Genomic DNA, 20,579 nt, shown 5'->3' on the forward strand with positions numbered 1-20,579 from the left:
TAAGCGGTTTGACTTGGTTTTATCAGTGCTAACTCCTCCATTTAGTTATTCATAGTTAAAGGTACTTTTGGCATGATTTCTACTTTTCAAACTAGCATGCCTATCAATATGCCTCCAAATAAATCTAAGGGATGCTTGAAGCAGATCAATTTTTAGTTTTATGAGGTCTTTATATGTCCACAGGGTGCGGGATATAAGCTTGTAGCCGAATATAAATTTTTTCGAACAATAAAGAGGGTGGAGTGCTTTTTTAAACGGCAGATTTGTTCAAGCTAGTATTATTGGCCCATATAATTTAAGTAGCAATGCGAAAAATTTTGATATTCTTCTATCGTTCATTCAAATTTTCATAGATAAAGTCTACGCAAAGCTTTATTTTGGGAATTTGGTATTTAGTACGCTCATACAAAAGAAATACTCCCAGGTCGCCACCGGGGCTGACTGAGACTTTACCCTCGCAAGGTACCTGTACAAGCTCCCCTGTATCTAGATAGTTACAAATACTCCACGAAGGTACACAGAACATACCGCGGTGATTGAGGGCGGCTGCTGTTAATGCTTTACCGTTATTGCTGATAACTTTTGGAGTCAACTTCAGGGGCTCCCAGTGCTCGTCATTGAGTATGTACCACTCAATGACGCCACGAGGCCCCCGGTATTGCAAGGTAGCAATTGACTCAATCGCCGACTTGTTTAAGGGCAAGCTATACTCCAACTTGTCGATAAACTGCGGTGTAGCCACGAGGGTGAACTCATTATCCGATAGGCGTTTGGCAATAACATGCTCATCCGGTGCAAACCCTCCGCGAATCGCAATATCAACGGGATCTTTCCCTAACTGGGACAGGTCATCGTTATAGGTTAAGTCGAATACGATATTGGGGTAACGTTGGGCAAACTTCTCAAGAAGGGGGGTTAAATGCTGCTCTCCATAAGTTGGGAGGCAGCTGATACGTATCAGACCGTTGGGCGCTTCAAATGTCTGGCTAACCAGTTCATCAGCCTGTTCAAGCTGGCGAATTGCTTTACTTATCATCGAATAGTAGAGCTTGCCGAGCTCAGTAACCTTGACTTGGCGGGTACTGCGTTGCAGTAACTCCACTCCTAAGGACTGCTCCAGATCTTTTACGCGGCGGGAGATTGATGAAGCGGGAACCTCAAATTCCTCAGCAACTGCAGTAAAGCTATTCAGTTCTACCACCCGCTTGAAGTAACGCAATGCTCTGATTTTGTCCATAATCAACTTCTAACTGTTTGTCATCGGCTCAAAATATTCCCCATTATTGCCAAAATGACAAAAGACTTATACCTATTACCACCTGTTTTTATGGTCGCAGTATGGGCACTATCGCTTTCAATGTTTGTTGAACCGATTGTTAGGATGACCAATGAAAGCTTTGAAAATGACTCGCTATGGGGATATTGATAGCAGCCTGGAGTTTCAGTCAGCTGAGGTTCCCACCCCCAAGGCTGGTGAAGTTTTGCTTCGGGTGCATGCGGCTAGCGTAAATCCAGTTGATAACATGATGGTGCGGGGGGAGCTTAAATCGGTACGAAAGGAAGTATTTCCGGTTGGTATTGGCCGGGATGTCAGCGGTGAAGTTGTAGTAGTGGGGAATAATGTTGCTGGATACAGTGTAGGGGACCTGGTGTTTTCCAGGGTGGGGGAGGATCATGTGGGCACTATTGCAGAATATCTCACCGTTAATGTTTCCCACTTGGCTGCAAAGCCCGAAAACTTGTCACACAGTGAAGCAGCGGGTATTCCGCTCGTTGGGCTGACCTCCTATCAGTCTTTGATCAAAGTTGCGGGTTTGAAGTCTGGCGAGAAAGTGCTGATACATGCAGGCTCAGGTGGTGTTGGCTCTATGGCAATCCAATTGGCGAAGTCTGTAGGCGCCTATGTGGTGACTACAACAAGTAGCGCGAATGTGGAGTGGGTGAAAGCACTTGGTGCCGACCTTGTTATTGATTATAAAAAAGATGACTACCGGCAATTACTATCTGATATGGATGTCGTGTTCGATACTTTGGGTGGTCAGTATGCTTTGGATGCATTTCAGGTCCTGAAAACTGGTGGGCGTGTTGTCTCTGTTAAAGGGGCTTTAGATCCGCAGACAGCTGAAGAGCTTGGGCTAGGTTGGTTGCTCCGCAAGCTAGTGGCGCTTAAGTCGCGAAAGCTAATGAAGGCAGCGAAGGACAAATCTGCGCTCTATCGAATGGTTATTATGGAAGCCAATGGAGGACAGCTGAATGAGTTGGGGGATCTGTACCAGCAGAAGATTCTTTCTCCAGTAATAGACAAGATCTATTCTTTAGAGCAAGGCAAAGAAGCTTTTTCATATCTCGCTTCAGGACGCGCTAAAGGCAAGGTGATTGTATCAGTTATAGCCAGTTAATAAGAGTTGAAACGATCAAAGTGTCAGTGCCGCCTTGAGATATAATGGCGCGCTGGCTCTTGTCTGTCTCTGTGTTTTTTAAACTTTGCATCTACCCCATTATTGAGGTTGCACTAGGGAAATTGATATTATTGAGTTTTCGTAGATGACACACCTATGTTCAATTGATCTTCAGAAAGTCTGATATATTGCTATAAAGGGTTACGATCTGGGTTGGATAGAGAATGTATATGAAAATGTGTCGACTATATTCGAAATAGAATGACTCTAGTACATGGCGAAATAGACCTATTAACTGCAATTACTAATGTCGGGCTGGCTCTGGTCGCATTTATTGGCGCCCTTTATTTGTTGGTGTTTGTAAGGAGGAAGCAGTGGAAAAGAAGTATTTGGCTTATTTTTTTCACTATCATGTTCATAGCCTCATTAGTGGCAGCTATCTATCACGGGTTTGAAATCCCTCCATATTTTCGAGTTTGTTTATGGTATGGAGTGCTTGTTTTACTTGGTTTGCTGATTTCTTCTTTTGTTCTTGCGGTTAGTGTAGATTTGGTGAATGAAGATTTTTCCAAAAGAGCTATTTTTCCAGTATTATTTATTTTTCTGATAGTTTTTGTTTTCTCGTTTTCACTTAAAGATAAAATTTTTGCCTTTGCTGTTTATCAGTTTTTAATCAGTGCAGTGGCTTTTATAGGGTATTCTATATTAGCCTTAAGGAGACAAAGCTCACCGCGTGGCAGTTGGTTTATGGCACTTGGCTCGATAGTTAGTATTGTTGCAATGGCTGTCCAGTTAGATGGAAGTTTATCAGTCAGTATCATTTGGGACCTTGATCATAATATTATCTATCATTTTGTCCAAGCGTTTGGTGTTGTACTCTTTATTTTGGGTTTACGTAGATTCTACTCGGAGAAATAGTAGGCGAATTGCCGATAGAATATAGTTTTCGGAAGTGGGAAAGAGATAGGAATGAGCCTGAGAAATCAACCTGACAGTTACGGTTCAGTAGCCAAGTGGCTACATTGGTTAACGGCCTTATTGTTTTTGGGTTCCTATATTTCAGTCTACTACCGCCAGTGGTTTACCCAAGAGGAAACACCGGCGAATTGGACTGCCTTGCAGTTACATCTATCTATTGGCGTCACCATTGGGGTGATCGTCATCTTAAGAATCGTATGGCGTCTCACTAATCCGCCACCGCCATTAGAACCAGGTAGCTCCCTGGAACACTTTGCCGCTCATACCGGTCATGTTCTTCTCTACTTGATTATGGTCGTCGCTCCGCTAACAGGGTATATCGGAACAGGTGTGGATACGGATTACTTTTTCCTGTTTGAAATTCCTAAGTTTGAGAGCACCCAAGCCTTTGTGGCGATAGTTCAGGATCGGATGGGGATGACATTCGAACAGTTTGAGAAGCCGGTCGATTTTATCCATAAAGAGATCCTGGGAGAGTGGGTGGTCTGGATCTTAATCCTGGGGCATGTAATGGCCGCTCTATATCACCACTACATCAAAAAGGATCGGACTTTGCTAAGAATGACCGTGACTAAAAAGCCATAGTTCTTGCGATGGTTTTGGCAGAAAGTAGTGGCAAATAGGCATTGAGTGCCAAATCCAGACATTTTAATCTCGAGTTTTTGCAGCTCCTGTGGAGCTGTGCACTTGGACTTGAGGTGGGTGTTATATGAGGTATTTGGTCCTTGCTTTGATTCTATTTCAAATGGGGTGCATACCTGAGTCCAAACTGTATCGAATCGTGCAGGTCGAAATGGTCCCTCAGCCTACTTGCCAGCCTTCGCTGGCAAGTAGCACTTATGCTGCTATCTGATCAGCTCCTACTTAAACTGCCAACCTCCTGAGCCCCGGTTTTGTGCCTGGGCAAACCCAGTGAAACCAGTGCGGTTAGCAGAAGAAAAGCACTGGAAATAAGTAGGCAAGCCACCAACCCCTGGGTTTGGAATACCCACCCCGAGAGCAGTGTCCCGAGTAATCGCCCAGCGGCATTTGCCATATAGTAGAAGCCCACATCCATAGAGACGCCATCTTCCCGAGCATAGGCAACTATCAAGTAGCTGTGTAAAGATGAGTTTACGGCGAAGAGTACAGCAAACATCAAAAGTCCACCCAGTACGGCGAGCTGTGGATCCACTCCTTTGTGTAATGCGATTGCGATTAATGCGGGCACTGCAGTGAGCGCTATTGCCCAGAATAGTGCGGTTCGACCATCCGGAGCCTGGGCTGAACGTGCCGTCGTGACCTTTGGGGCCTGGGTTTGCACTATGCCGTATCCGATCACCCAGGATGCCAGGAAGGTACCCACCTGCCAGTGGCTCCAACCGAACTGGCTGGCCAGGAAAATCGGTAGAGCTATAACAAACCAAACATCCCGGGAAGCAAACAAGAGTAAGCGCGCGGCCGACAATATGTTGACTGCGGGACTCTTGGAAAAGATATCTCTGAATCGGCTTTTTGCTTTGGCTTTCCCTAAGTCCCGCTTAAGAAATTTGAGACTCAATATCCAAACTATTCCAAGAGCTAGGGCCATCGATGCAATCGCGCCTTGAAAGCCAAGTGAGGCGAGTAGGGCACCGCCGAGAAAGAAGCCCAAGCCTTTTAGCGCGTTTTTCGAACCGGTAAGAAGGGCGACCCATCGATATAAGGTGCCACTGGCCTGATCGGGCACCAGTAACTTGATTGAGCTCTTCGCACTCATTTTATTCAGGTCTTTGGCGATACCGGAGAGGGCTTGGGCAGCCATAACCAAGGGGACCGAGAGATACTGACTGGGTGCCAGCAGCATGGAAAGAGCAACAACCTGTAAGGCCAGTCCCAAATTCATGGTCCGGTTGAGTCCAATCCGGGCACCGAGCCAACCGCCGACAAGATTAGTGACTACGCCAAAGAATTCGTAGAAAAGGAAAAGCAAGGCTATTTGCAAAGGGCTGTAGCCGAGTTCGTGAAAGTGCAGCAGCACCAGCATGCGCAGAGCGCCGTCAGTCAAAGTAAATGCCCAGTAATTGCCTGTTACCAGCAAGTATTGGCGCACTGGCGACGATAAATTGTGAAGAAACTGCATGATCTTGTTCTGTGTACTGCTACTTACTAAAAGCAGGAGGAAAAAATACGAGCTCATGGAGAGGCGTACCCCTCAGGTGCAGTGTGTTCTTTCCTTCCGGCCCCGTTGTACTTTGGCTGTTTAGCCCATGGTGCCAATCATTCGAGCCAATTCCGCCGTGCGGTTGGCGTAACCCCATTCATTGTCATACCAGGCGTAAACTTTTACCTGGGTGCCGTTAACGACCATGGTCGATAGAGCATCGATAATGCTCGATCTGGGGTCGGTTTTGTAATCCACGGAGACGAGGGGCCTTTCCTCATAGCCGAGGATATCTTTTAGTTCACCCTCTGCAGCGTCCTTAAATAACTGGTTTACTGCCTCTGGGGTAGTGGCGGTTTCCACTTCGAAAACACAATCGGTAATGGATGCGTTGGCGAGGGGAACACGAACTGCGTGGCCGTTTAGGCGGCCGGACAACTCTGGAAAGATGGTGGCAATAGCTGTAGCTGAACCTGTTGTTGTGGGAATCAGGCTGGCACCACAAGCGCGGGCTCTGCGCAGATCTCCATGGGGTGCGTCGAGGATAGTCTGGGTATTGGTGATATCGTGAATAGTGGTGATTGAACCGTGACGAATGCCCAGGTTTTCGTGAATAACTTTTACTACTGGAGCAAGACAATTAGTCGTACAGGAAGCGGCGGTAATAATCTGGTGTTTGTCCGGCTGGTAAATATGTTGATTCACTCCAAGGACAATGTTCGGAACTCCAGCCTCTTTAACTGGTGCAGAGACCAACACCTTCTTTACCCCTTGATCCAGGTAGGGTTGAAGAAGTTCGGTAGTTTTCATTTTACCGGAGGCCTCTACAACCAGGTCACAGTTTTTCCAATTGGTATCTGCAATAGCGGTATTGCGGCTACAGGTTATTGTTTTGCCATCAACCTGAATTGTGTCATCAATGGCTTTCGCCTCTCTGTGCCAGCGTCCGTGTACAGAGTCAAAGTTGAGAAGGTGGGCGAGAGTGACTGCATCACCGGCAGGGTCATTAACCTGGATAAACTCAACTTCAGGCCAATCCCAGGCAGCGCGCAGTACCAGCCGGCCAATTCGGCCAAATCCATTGATCCCAATTTTGATGGTCATTGTTAATTTCGCTCCATTTCTGCCAGGCACATATGAAAAATCATATATATCTGGATAGTTTAAATCTTAGGTCGGAAGGCGGTATCAGCAGCACAGACTTGTGCGCTCTGGCCGGTCTCCCATTTGAATCAGGTTGTTGAGGTCTTCGGTAATAAAGTGCTGGTTCGCCTGCAAGGTATCGAACAGTACAGACTTTGCCCAGGCATTTAAGTCCGGATTGATTCGGTAAAACACCCACTGCCCCTGGCGGCGGTCTTGGAGCAGGTCTGAACTTCTCAGCAAGGCGAGGTGCCTGGAAATTTTTGGCTGGCTCAATTCGAGGGCTGCCGTTAGCTCGCATACGCAAAGCTCTTCCTCGTGAGCAATAAGGAGCAATGTGCGGAGCCGCGTATCATCGGCCAGGCATTTGTAAAACTGTACTGGGTTCATGCCGCTCTTTTTCGTAAATCCGCCTCGGCTTGGGCCAAGACCAGTAGTTTGATGCGAGTGCTCAATTCACGTGCCGTGGTGTAAAAAGGGCAGAAGCAGTGTCGCTTTGTCGGTTCCTTAAAATTCCAGGCAATCATCTTGTCAACTTTTGGGGAGGGTACGTATTCTTCCCGGCTTTTGTCGCAAAGTGTGATGACCAGGTCAAAAGGTTGGTCGGCTACATCTTCTACAACTTTGGGAATGAGTCCCTCTGTTGAAACCCCCAGTCGCTCCAGCGCTTGCAGAGCGCGTGGGTCCACTGTGTGGACATTGGTGCCGGCGCCAACGGCTTCGTATGAATTGCCTCCAAAATGCCGCAACAGTGCCTCAGCCATCAGTGAGCGGGCAGAGTCCCCGGCGCAAACAAACAGAACACGCCTTTTCATTGGAGGGCTCCATTTGGCTTTTTAACAATTATATATGGAAAACCATATATTCATAGCCTTAAAAATAGCCCACTGAACCAGCGGGCTGTAACCTGTGCTTATAGCTTAAACTCGGCCCATACAGGCGCGTGGTCTGATGGGCGTTCCATAGCCCGAATATCGTAGTCCACGCCAGTCCCGACACATTTTTCCAGAAGAGGGTTGGTGGCTAGGATCAAGTCGATACGCAGGCCGCGTCTGGGCTCGCGATCGAACCCACGACTGCGGTAGTCGAACCAGCTGAATACATCGTCTGTTTCTGGGTTTTGTGCGCGGAAAGTGTCGGTGAGCCCCCAGCCTTCAATTTTTTGAAGCCACTCGCGCTCTTCTGGAAGGAAGCTGCATTTGCCATCGCGCAGCCAGCGCTTACGATTGGGTTCACCAATACCAATATCCTGGTCGCTGGGTGAAATATTCATATCGCCGATAACCAATACAGGCGCTTCCGGCTTACACGTGGTTTGCAGGTAGGTATCCAGGTCGGCGTAATACTTTTGCTTTGCCGGAAATTTAACCGGGTGCTCGCGATTTTCACCTTGCGGGAAATAGCCATTAATAACCGTGAGGGGCTCAGGACCGCCGATATCAAACTTGCCGGCAACCATACGGCGCTGGGCGTCGCTGGCATCAGTTGGGAAACCGTATTCGCGATCAATAAAAGGTAGGCGTGAGAGCAGGGCAACGCCGTAGTGTGTTTTTTGGCCAAAATAAATCAGCTCATAGCCCAGGTCTTTTATCGCATCTACTGGAAAGTCTTCGTCGGTGACTTTGGTTTCCTGTAGGCCGATGATATCGGGCTGATGGTTGTCTACCAAGGCCTGCATCTGGTGCAGGCGAGTGCGAATACTATTGACGTTAAAGGAAACAACCTTCATCTCTTCCCCCAAAATAAAAAAGGTCGGGCTAGCCCGACCTAAGAGTTAGTTCGCGGACCGGGCGCACGCCGCGCCCAGTGCCTATCAGTATTTAGAAGTTGGCAACTTGGGGCGGGGCCTTGCTGGCCTTATCGGCCAGGCCGATAAAGTCCGCCATTATATAGCCCGCTTCATTCAAAATTGGATCTTTTTCCAACTTGATCTCTACAGGACCACCAATGTTAGCCACCTCTTCAGATTCGCTTTCTTCGTATGCCTCAAAGTTCTCGTAGGGTTCAAGGCCTTTAGCTTTGCGGCGACGGTTTTCCATATCCAGCAATCGCTGATTAACGGACTTGCGCTCATTCTCTCTGGTTGATTCGTTGAGAGAGACATACTTCTTGTCAGCCCGCTCGGCGTCGAACTTGAACTGATCGCGCAGGAAAACAAAATCTGGATCTGTTTCGGTGCGCTTGTTGTGCTTGGTAATCAAGTTCGGGATCAGCATCTTCAAGTTGAAATACTTCGCATGAGGCACAGCGTGGATACGGTCCCAGGGCAGGGCAGTATCGTAAGCACTCTCACCCACATTTTCGGCATCAATCAACTGTGGCATATCGATGTCCGGCTTCACACCCGCATGCTGTGTGCTGTCTCCGGAAACCCGGTAGAACTTGGACTGGGTAATTTTCAACTGGCCTTCCTTCAGGGGAGCCATAGTTTGCACAGTACCCTTACCAAAGGATTGGTTGCCCACTACCAGGCCGCGGTTGTAATCCTGGATTGCACCGGCAAAAATCTCGGATGCAGAGGCGGATAAGCGATTAATCAATACCATCAGCGGCCCGCGGTACATGGCGCGGGAGCGCGAGCGGTTATGGCGGGAAATCTGCTCATTGGCGTGGCGGATCTGCACGACAGGGCCCTGATCAATAAACAGGTCTGTGAGCATGGTGGCTTCTTGCAGTGAACCACCGCCATTGTTGCGAAGATCCAGGATAATACCGTCAACCTTCTCCTCTTTAAGTTCACTCAGAAGACGGGCAACGTCTCGTGTGGTGCTCTTATAGTTGGGGTCGCGGCGGCGATAGGCATCGAAGTCGATATAGAAGGTCGGCAGGTTAATCACACCGATCTTGTAACTCTTGCTGCCATCAGAGAATTCAAACACTGCCTTCTTGGCCGCCTGATCTTCAAGCTTAACTTTGCTGCGCTTGATCAAGATAGTCTTGTGAGTACCGTCGCCACCAGTGGGGATGGTCTCCAGGCGAACATAGGTACCGGCCTTGCCGCGAATCAAGTCGACAACATCATCCAGGCGCCAGCCCACTACATCGACCATTTCGCCTTCTTTATCCTGGCCAACACCCACGATTTTATCGTTGGGCTTGATCTTGCCAGTGCGATCGGCTGGACCACCGTGTACCAGGCGAGCAACTTTGGTGTATTCCTCGTCTGCCTGCAGCACAGCACCGATACCCTCCAAGGAGAGGGACATGCTCATATTAAAGTTTTCCAATGAGCGCGGTGACAGGTAGTTGCTGTGTGGATCGTAGAGACGAGTCAGTGAGTTCATATAGAGCTCAAATACGTCGTCGCTCTTCTGTTGTTCGAGGCGCTTCTTTTGACCTTTGTAACGGCGTACGAGAAGGTCTTGGATTTCCTCATCGGTTTTACCGGTAAGGCGCAGATTCAGGATGCTGCTCTTTAAGCGCTTGCGCCAAAGCTCATCTGCAGCGCTGATCGAGTTGGGCCATTGGCTTTCCTCCCGATCCAGCTCAAGGGTCTCTTCCCGAGAAAAGTCATAGGCGGGCAGGCCTTTCTCTAGTTGGGACAGGATGTTATCTAGCCGGTCGCCCATACGCAGGCGGAAACGGTTATAGATACTAAACCCAGCGGTGACATCACCAGCGCGAAGCTGGTCATCCATCTCCGCTTCCCACGCGCGGAATTCGTCGATATCAGAGGCGAGGAAGTAACTTTTAGTGGGGTCGAGTGCATCGATATACTCGTTCCACAAGTTCTCGGACATTTCGTCGCCGATTTTGATTTTGTTGTAGTGCAGCATTTCAAGTTTGCTGACTATCTCTTGTGCAGTACCACCTTGACCCTCTTCGGGGGCTATTCGCTCTGGCTCTGCCAGAACACTTGTGGAAAGAAGGCCAATGACCAAGAAGCCGGAAAAGTAAGCGGCGATCCGATTGGTAAGCATAGGGAGTCTCTTTATACGTCCTACTTCATAGGCGTCCGGCCCTTATGGCTCGGCGACCTATAGCTTAGGACAAGTATAAAGGCTGAAAGCTCCAAAGGGCATGAAATACCTCTAATCAGAGATGGATCTTTTTCTTTAACACTGTATTTAGCAAAATAACTTTCCTATTGAGTGTGAAATTGAGGCATTTTTTCTCGTTTTGGAGGCTTGAGTATGTATGGTCATCATAACTATTGTGTAACTGCAACTGTAAAAAAGCGTTAAAAATAAGCACTTTGACTAATAGGTCAGAACCACTTTGATGACTTTGAAGGCTTTTAAGGTCATGAAGTTGCACCAGTTACCACTTTATTAATTCGAGTGAGCGCTCCTCGGCTAGAAGTGTTGCTCCAATAATCACTGTGACCGCAAAAATGGTGTTTTGATTTCGGAGCAATAGGCGAATATCGGGCGAGTGCCAGTATCTGCGAATCGTGTTTTTACCACTTGGTCCAAACAGTGGTAACATGGCCAGTAGATTTGTTTGAGGTGAGGTGCTTATGCCTTGGGAGAAAAGTTTCGATGTCGATAGCGCAGTCGATAAAGCGACGGAAGCCTTTTGGAAGAAAGGCTTTGAAGCGACTTCTCTGGCCGACCTGCTCAAAGCTACTGGGCTGACTAAAGGGAGCTTTTATAATGCCTTTGGCAGTAAGAAGCAGCTTTTTACCCTGAGTTTACTCAAGTATGAGAGAGAGCAGCGGCGCGACGTAATGGCCCGGCTTGAGTCGTTGGAAGATCCTATCGGCGCTATCAGTCAGCTTTTCGACTCCCTAATTGAACAAAGCCTTGCAGATCCGGAAAAGAAGGGCTGCTTTTTGGTTAATACCGCACTCGATATGCCTAACCTGGATAGCGATATTGGGGATGCTGTAAAAAAGGGCTTGCGGGATACTGAGTCATTTTTTGCAAGGCAGGTTCGCCTGGGGATAGAGAAAGGTGTGATATCTGATCGAGTAGACCCGGAAGTCTGCGCCAATAGTTTACTGACTCTGTTAGTCGGCTTGCGAGTGTTGGCACGTGGAGTTTTTAATAAGGAAAGCCTCTCCAGAATTAAGGTACAGGCATTAGACTTGCTGCGTTGACCTGATCTTTCTTCTGGCGTTGAAAGCTCTTCGTAGGGCCTTGGCGCCGTCCTCTCGGTTGCCAGGGTTGCACTGTGATTTCCCTCTCCTGACCTCCATTGATCCTTCCTGTCAACTTTGCATTGGATAGGGCTTCATATTTTTTCTGTTCATTCTCAGCAGGCATTAATGCATAGCAAATAGTTATATAAATCATCTTTACCGATCGGTACAAACTCATTAGCATTGTTTGTAGCAATCGGTACATACAGTTTACAGGGGTGTCTCCCCTTATTTTTTAACCAGGTTTGGACCGATCGCTACAAACAAGTGAAACTATCTAGTTAGGAAATATGATGGCTACTTTCAAGACTCACACGATTGAATCCGCTCCTGTTGCTGCTCAGCCTCTTCTTGCAGGCGCTAAGAAATCGATGGGCTTTGTGCCCAATCTATTCGCAACTATGTCAGAGGCCCCCGCATTACTTGAGGGTTATACGACCTTGGCGGGAATTTTCGATAAAACCAATCTTTCCGAGACAGGGCGCCAAATCATCTTAATGACAAACAACCGCCTGAACGGGTGTCGTTACTGTATGGCTGCTCACACATCCATTTCCCAAATGGCCGGTGTTGAAGCGGAAATAATTGAAGCATTGCGTAGTAACACACCGATTGCAGATGAAAAGCTTGAGGCATTACGTACATTTGCTGCGGTAGTGAATGAAAGCCGTGGCTGGCCGACAGAGGAACAAGTTAGCGCTTTCCTTGCTGCTGGCTACACGGAGCAGAGCGTACTGGAAGTGGTTCTAGGTACCGCTTTAAAAGTTATGTCGAATTATACAAACCACATTGCCGAGACCGCCCTGGATAGTGCCTTTGCAGTTAATGAGTGGACTCCCGAAGGAGACACAGTGGCCTGATTTCTGGCCTGGGCTTGATTGGCCATCCAGCCCTCACTGAGGAGACATGGGGTGGCCATCAACAATTCGTAGCGGAGCCCGCAACTGTGTTGCGAATCGAAATTTGAATTTATTCGGCTGAAGTGACTGAGGTATACGAAATGACTCTTCAAGCTAGCAATATCACTGCATTAATCACAGGGGCAAATCGAGGTATCGGCAAGGCCATTACAAAGGGGCTATTGGATGCGGGCGCGGTTAAAGTGTATACCGCTGTTCGCGACCTAGCCTCGGTGAGGCAGCTCGCTCAAAAGTATGGTGAAAGGGTCGTCCCCATTGAATTTGATCTTTCACGTGAAGAAACCATTCAAAACGCTGTAAAGGTTGCCGGTGATGTCAATCTGGTTGTCTCTAATGCGGGCGTAGTGAAGCTATCGACACCCTTGGACGATGATGCTGTGGAGAGCTTCAAGTATCAAATGGAGGGCAATGTTTACCCACTGATAAACCTGGCCAAAGCGTTTGGCCCTGTTTTGAAATCTAAGGAGCCTCTGAATAACTCCGTAATGCCTCTGCGGGTCTTGAAGGCTGCAGATGTTAGGCGCAGCTAGCCGCGAATGGCCTAGTCCTTTGCAAGAGCTGCAACACAGCAGCTGTGGCCTTCAAGGCCCGCCCTTCGGGGCTTACAGAGCGATTCACACTCCGCGTTGCGACTTCTTGAAAGGTCTAGACATTCCTGCGAAGCCGCGCCTTGATTGTGAACCGCTCTGCATGCCAGAGGCATCACGGAGTTATTCAGAGGCTCCCTAATGGTGGGGGTGTCTTTGTCCAAATGAACTCACTGGCATCCATCAAAAATTTTCTCCCATTTACTGGTTACTCCGGCTCAAAGGCGGCTGCCTATGCAGTAACTCAGAGTTTGAGGGAGGCCTGGGTCGAGCAGGGGACTCAAGTTATCAGTGTTATTGCTGGTCCAATCAAGACGGATATGGCCGACTCCGCAGGCATGGGAGAGGGAGCCCCTCCAGAGAGCATCGTATTCGATGGCATTATGAAGGCACTAACAACGGGTGATTTTTTTGTTTATCCAAATGAGATGGCTCAAGAGGTCGCAAAAATTTACGCTCCCTTTGCCAAGAGCGTACTTGAGATCGAAAGCTAACTTAGAACCCAGGAGAGGATCGGGCAATGTTACTAGATACACCAGTATGTGATTTCGGATGGAAAGCCCCAGACTTTACCTTGAAAGACCCTGACGGCAAGAGCTTTCGAATGTCGGACCATCTGGGAAGCAAGGGGCTGTTGATTGCATTTATCTGCAATCACTGCCCCTATGTTCAGGCGATTGCAAATCGTTTAGCTGAGGATGTGCGAGAACTACAAGGGCTGGGCATTAATGTTCTGGCCGTTATGTCAAACGATTATCGCGATTACCAGATTGACAGTCCTCCTTATATGGCGAAGTTTGCCCGAGACCATGGGTTTACTTTCCCCTATTTGGTTGATGAAGATCAGTCCGTAGGGAGAGCTTACCAGGCGGTATGTACACCAGACTTCTTCGGGCTGAATAAGGATGGAGAGCTCCAATATCGAGGCCGAATCGATGATGCGGGAATGGGAAACCCGGCAGGCCGAACCAGGGAGCTGGTCAATGCAATGAAGTTGATCGCAGAGACTGGGGCAGGGCCGGAAAAGCAGCAGCCAAGTATGGGGTGCTCTATTAAATGGAGTGGTAACTATATCTGACATAGGTTGCTAGCTGACAGGGATGCTTTGGCGAACATAAAGCACACAAAAATATAAGAAAATACTTTAATGTAGATAGTTAACCTATTGATTATAAAGAATTAATAAAAAGTTAATGTGGTTTGTTAAGTGGCGGGTGCCAGAAGTGTGACACCCGCTTTCTTGTTTACTCAGTAAGCTGGCGGGTCATGATGATGTGGTCAATGTTGTAACCATGCTTTGTAACTGCCAGGTCTAGTAGATAGTCTGTAATAGCTTCATCCAGCTGGGGAGTGCGGCTTAACAAGTAGAGGCTGGAGCGGTCTGGATCACCAACGAGTGACCACTGATAGCCGGGATCTAGCTCTAGTATCCAGTAGTCGCCGGCAGCTTTACCCTCAAAGAAGGTGATAGCGAGTTTACTGTTCGTCTCATCAATGGGGACTCCAGTGCCCTGAACACTGATCGGGAACCCATATTTTGGGTGTAAGATTCGACAAAAATTGAAAACGCTGATAGATCCATCATCATTGAGGCCGTAGTCCGCTGTTACCGCAGTACAAGCCGGCTGGAAAATTTGCGGTAGCCGGGCAATCTCATACCACTTGCCGAGATACTGATTCACATCGACATAGGGAACCGTTTCCAGTTCATCATCTGCCATAACGGCCTGGGTACTGAGTACAAACAGTACAATTCCTATACCTCTCAATAAGCTCTTCATTTCCTTGCTCCTTGTGTTCGCAGTTTTTTAGGCCGCCAGCTTCATAGCTGAGCGACAATCTCTTTACGGGGATGTAACTGGAACGGATTAACCAAGTTCTGTGTTTAATCTGAATTTCAAAAAAGTGTCACCTAGGTAAATGAGCTGAGGTCTTAGAGGTTGACAGAAGGCCAGCCTTTGCTAAGTGGTGATAGATAGGATTTGTTTGAGGCTGACCATGGCTAAAACGGTAGACGTAGACGTCCTGGTATTAGGGGGCGGAATTCAAGCGATTTCATTGTTGCGAGAGCTATCAACAGATTTTTCTGTGCTGGCAATAGACCAGGGGTTAGACGATGCCGAGTCGTTACACTTTCATGGCTATTTCTCCTCAGGTTGGAATGCGGCACACCCAAGTGCGGCAAAGGCTTACTTAAAGGCCGCACAGTTTTGGTGCACACAACTGGAGAGCGATGGTGTTGATAGCCACATAACAGATTTCTATTCCGCGCTTCCCCGAGAATTTTTAGATACTGTCGAGCCCAACTGGATTGCGGCGGGTATTCCAGTGGAAGAGGTGCCGATTCCAGCTCCACTGGTAACAACTAGCTTGCCGTCGCATCAGTGCTTTCGATTTGCTGATGACCTTATGTTTGACGGCGCTGAAGCCTATCGACGTTTTAGTGCTCCTGTTAGCGAGAAGCTGGTGAAAGGGAGTATCCGAAGGTTCGACAAAGATAGTGGTGGCGTGACTGAGGTCTCTGCCGATATCAATGGTAGCTCCCACCAAATACAACCCCAGTTGGTTCTCTCAGCATGCGGGGCGGGCAATGCAGCAATACTCGAAAGTCTTGGAGTGCCAGCTCAAGGAGTGCGGGATAGCCAAGTTGTTCGGCCCCTACATATGTTGCTGGCTAAGGGTGCTAATACCCCTCCAATCTCAGCCTTCCTGATGGACATGGTAGTGGCATATCACCCGCTGGAAAGTGGAGAGGGACTTTGGATACTCACCCTCAATCCAGAGCACCCCAGGTTTCGCTCTGGTGTGGTTGATATGAGGGTGGCCCCGCCCATAGAGAGGGCGTTAATCCGGGATACCCTGGATAGATTGGCAAATTGTATGACCGGGTTTGAGGATTGGGCAGCCGGCTGTCATTGGGGTGTTTACGCAGGTTGGAAAACTGACGCTCCAGGGCCGGATGGGGATGCTCTTGTGCAGTTAAACTATCCGCGTCCATACCACATCCACAGCTTTGATATAGCCAATTTCTTGGCGGTTTGGCCGAATCACTGGGGTCTCGCCGTGGAAGCTGCAAAGGAGGCCGGGAAATGGGTTCGCTCAAAAGCTAAGCCTCGGCATCCTCAATCTGAAGCGATAGGTAGCTTGCTGTCGCAGTCAGTTGATCATCAAACTATTTGTAATAAATGGCAAAGCGATGAATTGAAGTGGCACTCTTGGGCTGAGTTTGTCCAGAAAATGGGCCTGCCAATCAGGTGATTTGCTTAGTATTTCAGCGTTGAGCCATCAGTCTATGAGTCCAATAAGGCGATATTAACAACGTATTTCGCTTGCAAAGACATTTTTTTTCTGTATCTTAAATTGAAATGTAACCGGTTACATTCTGTTTCAGGCAGTGGAGTGCTACGAAAACCGCAGTCTGGAAACAGCGCGTCCGCTTACAAAACACGGAAAAAAAATAAGTAGGCTGTTTATTCAGCTGGTTCTTTGAGTGGCCCGAGGGGATGGGGTTTGGTTAAAAAAATAAGAATGGGCATGGTTGGTGGTGGAGAGGGTGCTTTTATTGGTGCAATCCATCGAATGGCTGCAGCTCTCGACGGTGAGATAGAGCTAGTCGCCGGCTGCTTTAGTAGCGATTCCGAACGCAGTCGTAAAGCTGGTGAAAAGCTGGGGCTACACCCGGACAGGATTTACCAAAGCTATCAACAGATGTTCCAAGAGGAATCCCGTCGCAGCGCTGATGATCGAGTTGAATTTGTATCTGTAGTAACTCCCAACCATCTCCATTTACCCGTTTCTATTGCTGCGTTGCGGGCGGGATTCCATGTCCTCTCCGACAAGCCAGCCGCCTCCACTTTGGAAGAAACACTTGAGCTTAAAAAGGCAGTGGAGCAAAGCGGGCATCTTTATGGTTTGACCCACACTTATGCTGCTTACCCTCTGGTTATGCAAGCGAGAGCAATCCTGGGCAGGAGAGAGTTGGGGTCTATTCGACGAGTTACCGTTGCCTATCCGCAGGGGTGGCTGGCACTAGCCGGTGATTCCACGGGAAGTAAGCAGGCGAGTTGGCGAACAGATCCTGCACGTTCGGGAGAAAGTGGCTGCTTTGCGGATATAGGCACCCATGCTCATCATCTGGTGGAGTTTTTTACTGGCCAGCATATCTCTGAAGTCTGCGCAGACGTGCAAGCGGTAGTTGATGAAAGAGCGTTGGATGATGACGGTGCAGCGCTATTTAAATTAGATCAGGGCGCCCGAGGAACACTTACAGCCAGTCAAGTCTGTGGAGGAGAAGGGAACAACCTGAATATCAGCGTTTACTGTGAAGACGGTTCGCTGTTTTGGGAGCAGGAAGCCCCAAACCAATTGCAAGTAAAGCGCAGGGGGCAGCCTGTGGCGATTTGGAAAGCCGGTGCGGATTGTGAGTATCTGGATGGAGACGTCAGGTCTTTCTGCCGGACACCTCAAGGACACCCGGAGGGCTATATAGAGGCCTTCGCCAATATCTATCGCGATTTTGCTGGTCAAGTCCGAGGCCGCCGCGAGGGGGTAATTTCAAAGAACAGTCCTGCCGTTGGCAACATTGATGCAGGTGTTCGCGCGATGGCATTTGTGCGCGGTGTGCTGGAGAGCAGTCGCGCAAAATCCTCATGGGTTTCCCTGGCGCCTTTTTGGAAGTGAGCGGCTAGGTCCAACCTCACAGAATTTAGGTATCTCTGGCAGGGTGGGCGTCCGGCAGCTAGTACGGCACAGGGAGGTGCCGGTGTCGGCCTGCGGCCAGTTACCTTTTGAAGAGTTTTCTCAAAAGGTGCAAACCAATCGCTTGGAAAGGGTTGGTTGCAGAATTAATAAGTACAGCAGTAAAAAGGATAACAATAAATGAAGGCACCCAGAATTCAGGGGCCCGGAATTTTTCTCGCCCAGTTTCTCCCATCGAGCGAACAGCCAGCTTCGCTTGAATCTATGGCTCGTTGGGCATCAGACCTGGGGTACAAAGGCATCCAGGTTCCCACTTGGGACAAGCGGATTTTCGACCTTGAGCTGGCCAGTAAAAGCCAAGCTTACTGTGATGATGTACTGGGAATCTGTGAGGAGGCTGGGGTACAGATTTCTGAATTGTCTACGCATTTGCAGGGGCAGTTGGTCGCAGCTCACCCAGCCTATAAGGAAATGCTGGATATTTTTTCTCCAGAGGCAGTACGCGGAAACTTGCAAGCCCGAGCAGAGTGGGCGAGCAATCAATTAGTTCTTGCTGCTCGGGCCAGTGCCAACCTGAAGCTCAAATCCCATGCAACTTTCTCCGGCGCTTTACTCTGGCACACTTTTTATCCATGGCCCCAGCGCCCAGCGATGTTGGTTGAAGAAGGTTTTCGCGAACTGGCCCGTTTGTGGCGTCCGATATTGGATGCGTTTGACAGCGCGGGGGTCGATGTCTGCTATGAGCTGCACCCCGGTGAAGACCTGCATGATGGCTTGACCTTCGAGCGGTTTCTTTACGAGGTGGAAGATCACCCTAGAGCCAACATCTTGTATGACCCAAGCCATTTGCTTTTACAGCAAATGGATTACCTAGCCTTTATCGATATCTATCACGAGCGAATCAAGGCTTTCCATGTGAAAGATGCGGAATTTCACCCGAGTGGAAGGGCTGGCGTATACGGCGGTTATGCCCCCTGGATTGACCGGCCCGGTCGCTTTCGCTCCCTGGGGGATGGTCAGGTAGATTTTCGTGGGATTTTTAGCCGACTGACCCAGTACGGTTACGATCGCTGGGCGGTATTGGAATGGGAGTGTTGCATTAAGGATCAACAGCAGGGGGCCAGCGAGGGTGCGCCATTTATTCGAGAGCACCTGATAACCGTGGCTGACAAAGCTTTTGATGATTTTGCCGGTGCTGAAACAGATCGCGCTCGAAATCGTAGGATTTTAGGGCTGGACTAATTTTTGCCAATCCCAGTGAACAACGAATAACAATAAATCATGCGGAGACTGGATAGATGAGTACACAGATAAAGGCTTTGCACAGGAATGTCTTCCTGGTAGGAAATCTGTCAATCTTTATGATTGGTCTTGGGTTTGCTGTGAGGGCTTCGATCGCCGGCAATTTACAGTCGGACATTTATGATCATATTGATCTTGCCAACTCCACCGCAATGGTTGGAGAAGCGCTTGGATTTACCTTTTCAGGGTTTGCCCTAACCCTGCTATTTGGCAGCGCATTGGTGGACTTGGTCGGTATCAAACGGATGCTAATGCTCTCATCAATAGGCTACGTGTTGGGCAGTCTGCTTATTATTGCAGCATCATTAGTAACCCCCGGGGAGGGCGTTGAGAATCTGGTTCTTGCGGGGCTTTTACTTACCGGTTTGGGCTGGGGGGCCGTGGAGGCCGCCAGTAACCCAATGGTTGCCGCGGTTGATCCTGAAAATAAAACTCAGCGCCTAAATGTACTACATGCCTGGTGGCCTGCCGGGATTGTGGTGGGCGGATTACTTGGGTTAGCCATTTCTGCGCTTGAACTTCCCTGGCAGTTGAACCTGATTGTTTTGGCCCTACCGGCTGTGGTCATGGCGTGGCTTGTGTCCAGAGCAGAATTCCCGGTAACTGAACGGGTTTCCTCTGGCATCAGTTACGGCGAGATGTTTAAAGAAGTTTTCAGGCAGCCGATATTTATCGTGCTATGGATCTGTATGTGGCTAACCGCTGCAACAGAGCTGGCTCCAGGGCAGTGGGTTGACCTGACGCTCTCTCGAGTAGTCGGTATGAAGGGCATTCTCATTCTGGTTTATGTCAGCATGTTGATGTTTGTAATGCGCCACTTTGCCGGACGGCTGGCCAAAAAACTCTCTCCCATTGGACTCTTGTGGCTGAGTAGTTTACTTGCAGCTGTTGGCCTCTATTGCTTAGGAATGGCGAGAACCCCGGTAACTGCATTCTTAGCGGCAACAGTTTGGGGCATCGGCGTCTGCTATATGTGGCCTACCATGCTCGCTACGGTATCCGAGCGTTTTGTACGCGGCGGCGCACTGTTTTTGGGGCTGCTGGGGTTTGCTGGGGGAATGTCTATTCAGTTCGTACTGCCGAAACTTGGAGAAATTTTCGACAACGCCAAGATTGAGGCTGCCGGTGGTTTGGAAGCCTTTGAAAAGTTAACGGGCGATGAGCTGGACACTGTGTTGGCGACTGCCTCTATCGAATCATTCCAGTCACTGGCCGTGGTTCCCCTTATCTTGCTGCCGATTTTTGCGTTTATCTGGTTTTGGGATCGCAGGCAGGCAGCGAGCAAAGTGCAAGGTGTCACTGTAGTAGGCAACCAGTAGGCGTTTTCCATTTGTGCGAAAATAGTCG

General features: G+C 48.8%; 20 protein-coding genes. 12 read left to right on the top strand and 8 right to left on the bottom strand.

Going from position 1 to position 20,579, the window contains the following annotated elements:
• Positions 1-328: 328 nt before the first annotated feature.
• Positions 329-1,237, bottom strand: coding sequence for a LysR family transcriptional regulator (locus ACJJIM_RS08695; protein ID WP_444913004.1), 909 nt, complete (start codon positions 1,235-1,237; stop codon positions 329-331).
• A 151-nt stretch (positions 1,238-1,388) separates the two neighbouring features.
• Between ACJJIM_RS08695 and ACJJIM_RS08700 the strand changes: the two genes are divergently transcribed.
• From ACJJIM_RS08700 to ACJJIM_RS08710, 3 genes are all read left to right on the top strand, one after another.
• Positions 1,389-2,399: an NADP-dependent oxidoreductase gene (locus ACJJIM_RS08700; RefSeq protein ID WP_413665716.1), complete on the top strand. Its 1,011-nt coding sequence runs from the start codon at positions 1,389-1,391 to the stop codon at positions 2,397-2,399.
• 261 nt (positions 2,400-2,660) lie between these two features.
• A complete protein-coding gene (locus ACJJIM_RS08705; RefSeq protein WP_413665717.1) occupies positions 2,661-3,317 on the top strand; it encodes a DUF6962 family protein in 657 nt (218 codons plus the stop codon).
• A 51-nt stretch (positions 3,318-3,368) separates the two neighbouring features.
• Positions 3,369-3,962, top strand: a complete 594-nt coding sequence (locus tag ACJJIM_RS08710) for a cytochrome b (protein WP_413665718.1) — start codon at positions 3,369-3,371, stop codon at positions 3,960-3,962.
• Between the two features lie 268 nt (positions 3,963-4,230).
• On the opposite strand, the gene arsJ is transcribed toward ACJJIM_RS08710, so the two are convergent.
• The 6 genes from arsJ to ACJJIM_RS08740 all read right to left on the bottom strand — a co-directional run bounded on the left by arsJ (position 4,231) and on the right by ACJJIM_RS08740 (position 10,562).
• Positions 4,231-5,478, bottom strand: coding sequence for an organoarsenical effux MFS transporter ArsJ (gene arsJ, locus ACJJIM_RS08715; RefSeq protein ID WP_413665719.1), 1,248 nt, complete (start codon positions 5,476-5,478; stop codon positions 4,231-4,233).
• Positions 5,479-5,598: 120 nt separating this feature from the next.
• Entirely contained in the window at positions 5,599-6,603 is a 1,005-nt protein-coding gene (locus ACJJIM_RS08720) for an ArsJ-associated glyceraldehyde-3-phosphate dehydrogenase (RefSeq protein ID WP_444913005.1), read from the bottom strand.
• A gap of 84 nt (positions 6,604-6,687) precedes the next feature.
• On the bottom strand, positions 6,688-7,032 hold the full coding sequence (locus ACJJIM_RS08725) for a metalloregulator ArsR/SmtB family transcription factor (protein ID WP_282932732.1): 345 nt from the start codon (positions 7,030-7,032) through the stop codon (positions 6,688-6,690).
• The gene (locus tag ACJJIM_RS08730; protein WP_444908373.1) at positions 7,029-7,457 is read right to left on the bottom strand and encodes an arsenate reductase ArsC; all 429 of its coding nucleotides are present in this window, start codon (positions 7,455-7,457) and stop codon (positions 7,029-7,031) included. Before ACJJIM_RS08730 ends, ACJJIM_RS08725 begins: the two co-directional genes overlap by 4 nt.
• Before the next feature lie 98 nt (positions 7,458-7,555).
• The gene (xthA, locus tag ACJJIM_RS08735; RefSeq protein WP_413665722.1) at positions 7,556-8,371 is read right to left on the bottom strand and encodes an exodeoxyribonuclease III; all 816 of its coding nucleotides are present in this window, start codon (positions 8,369-8,371) and stop codon (positions 7,556-7,558) included.
• Positions 8,372-8,462: 91 nt separating this feature from the next.
• Entirely contained in the window at positions 8,463-10,562 is a 2,100-nt protein-coding gene (locus ACJJIM_RS08740) for a carboxy terminal-processing peptidase (RefSeq protein ID WP_282932735.1), read from the bottom strand.
• Between the two features lie 539 nt (positions 10,563-11,101).
• Between ACJJIM_RS08740 and ACJJIM_RS08745 the strand changes: the two genes are divergently transcribed.
• From ACJJIM_RS08745 to ACJJIM_RS08765, 5 genes are all read left to right on the top strand, one after another.
• Positions 11,102-11,683, top strand: a complete 582-nt coding sequence (locus ACJJIM_RS08745) for a TetR/AcrR family transcriptional regulator (RefSeq protein WP_413665724.1) — start codon at positions 11,102-11,104, stop codon at positions 11,681-11,683.
• Positions 11,684-12,018: 335 nt separating this feature from the next.
• Positions 12,019-12,585: a carboxymuconolactone decarboxylase family protein gene (locus ACJJIM_RS08750; protein ID WP_444913006.1), complete on the top strand. Its 567-nt coding sequence runs from the start codon at positions 12,019-12,021 to the stop codon at positions 12,583-12,585.
• Positions 12,586-12,725: 140 nt separating this feature from the next.
• Positions 12,726-13,175 (top strand): SDR family NAD(P)-dependent oxidoreductase, encoded by a 450-nt coding sequence (locus tag ACJJIM_RS08755; protein WP_444913007.1) that lies wholly within the window; start codon positions 12,726-12,728, stop codon positions 13,173-13,175.
• Positions 13,176-13,321: 146 nt separating this feature from the next.
• Positions 13,322-13,726: an SDR family NAD(P)-dependent oxidoreductase gene (locus ACJJIM_RS08760; protein WP_444913008.1), complete on the top strand. Its 405-nt coding sequence runs from the start codon at positions 13,322-13,324 to the stop codon at positions 13,724-13,726.
• Positions 13,727-13,752: 26 nt separating this feature from the next.
• Positions 13,753-14,310 carry a thioredoxin family protein gene (locus tag ACJJIM_RS08765; protein WP_444913009.1) on the top strand — a complete coding sequence of 186 codons (558 nt, stop codon included), beginning with the start codon at positions 13,753-13,755 and terminating at the stop codon, positions 14,308-14,310.
• A gap of 166 nt (positions 14,311-14,476) precedes the next feature.
• On the opposite strand, the gene ACJJIM_RS08770 is transcribed toward ACJJIM_RS08765, so the two are convergent.
• Entirely contained in the window at positions 14,477-15,013 is a 537-nt protein-coding gene (locus ACJJIM_RS08770; protein ID WP_444913010.1) for a lipocalin family protein, read from the bottom strand.
• Between the two features lie 217 nt (positions 15,014-15,230).
• Between ACJJIM_RS08770 and ACJJIM_RS08775 the strand changes: the two genes are divergently transcribed.
• From ACJJIM_RS08775 to ACJJIM_RS08790, 4 genes are all read left to right on the top strand, one after another.
• Complete coding sequence (locus tag ACJJIM_RS08775; RefSeq protein ID WP_444913011.1) at positions 15,231-16,490, top strand: hypothetical protein; 1,260 nt, start codon at positions 15,231-15,233, stop codon at positions 16,488-16,490.
• A 252-nt stretch (positions 16,491-16,742) separates the two neighbouring features.
• Complete coding sequence (locus ACJJIM_RS08780; RefSeq protein WP_444913012.1) at positions 16,743-17,912, top strand: Gfo/Idh/MocA family protein; 1,170 nt, start codon at positions 16,743-16,745, stop codon at positions 17,910-17,912.
• Between the two features lie 198 nt (positions 17,913-18,110).
• Entirely contained in the window at positions 18,111-19,172 is a 1,062-nt protein-coding gene (locus ACJJIM_RS08785; protein WP_444913013.1) for a sugar phosphate isomerase/epimerase family protein, read from the top strand.
• A 56-nt stretch (positions 19,173-19,228) separates the two neighbouring features.
• The gene (locus tag ACJJIM_RS08790) at positions 19,229-20,551 is read left to right on the top strand and encodes an MFS transporter (RefSeq protein ID WP_444913014.1); all 1,323 of its coding nucleotides are present in this window, start codon (positions 19,229-19,231) and stop codon (positions 20,549-20,551) included.
• Positions 20,552-20,579 lie beyond the last annotated feature (28 nt).

It is taken from the genome of Microbulbifer maximicatervae (SeqCode), from assembly GCF_052467615.1.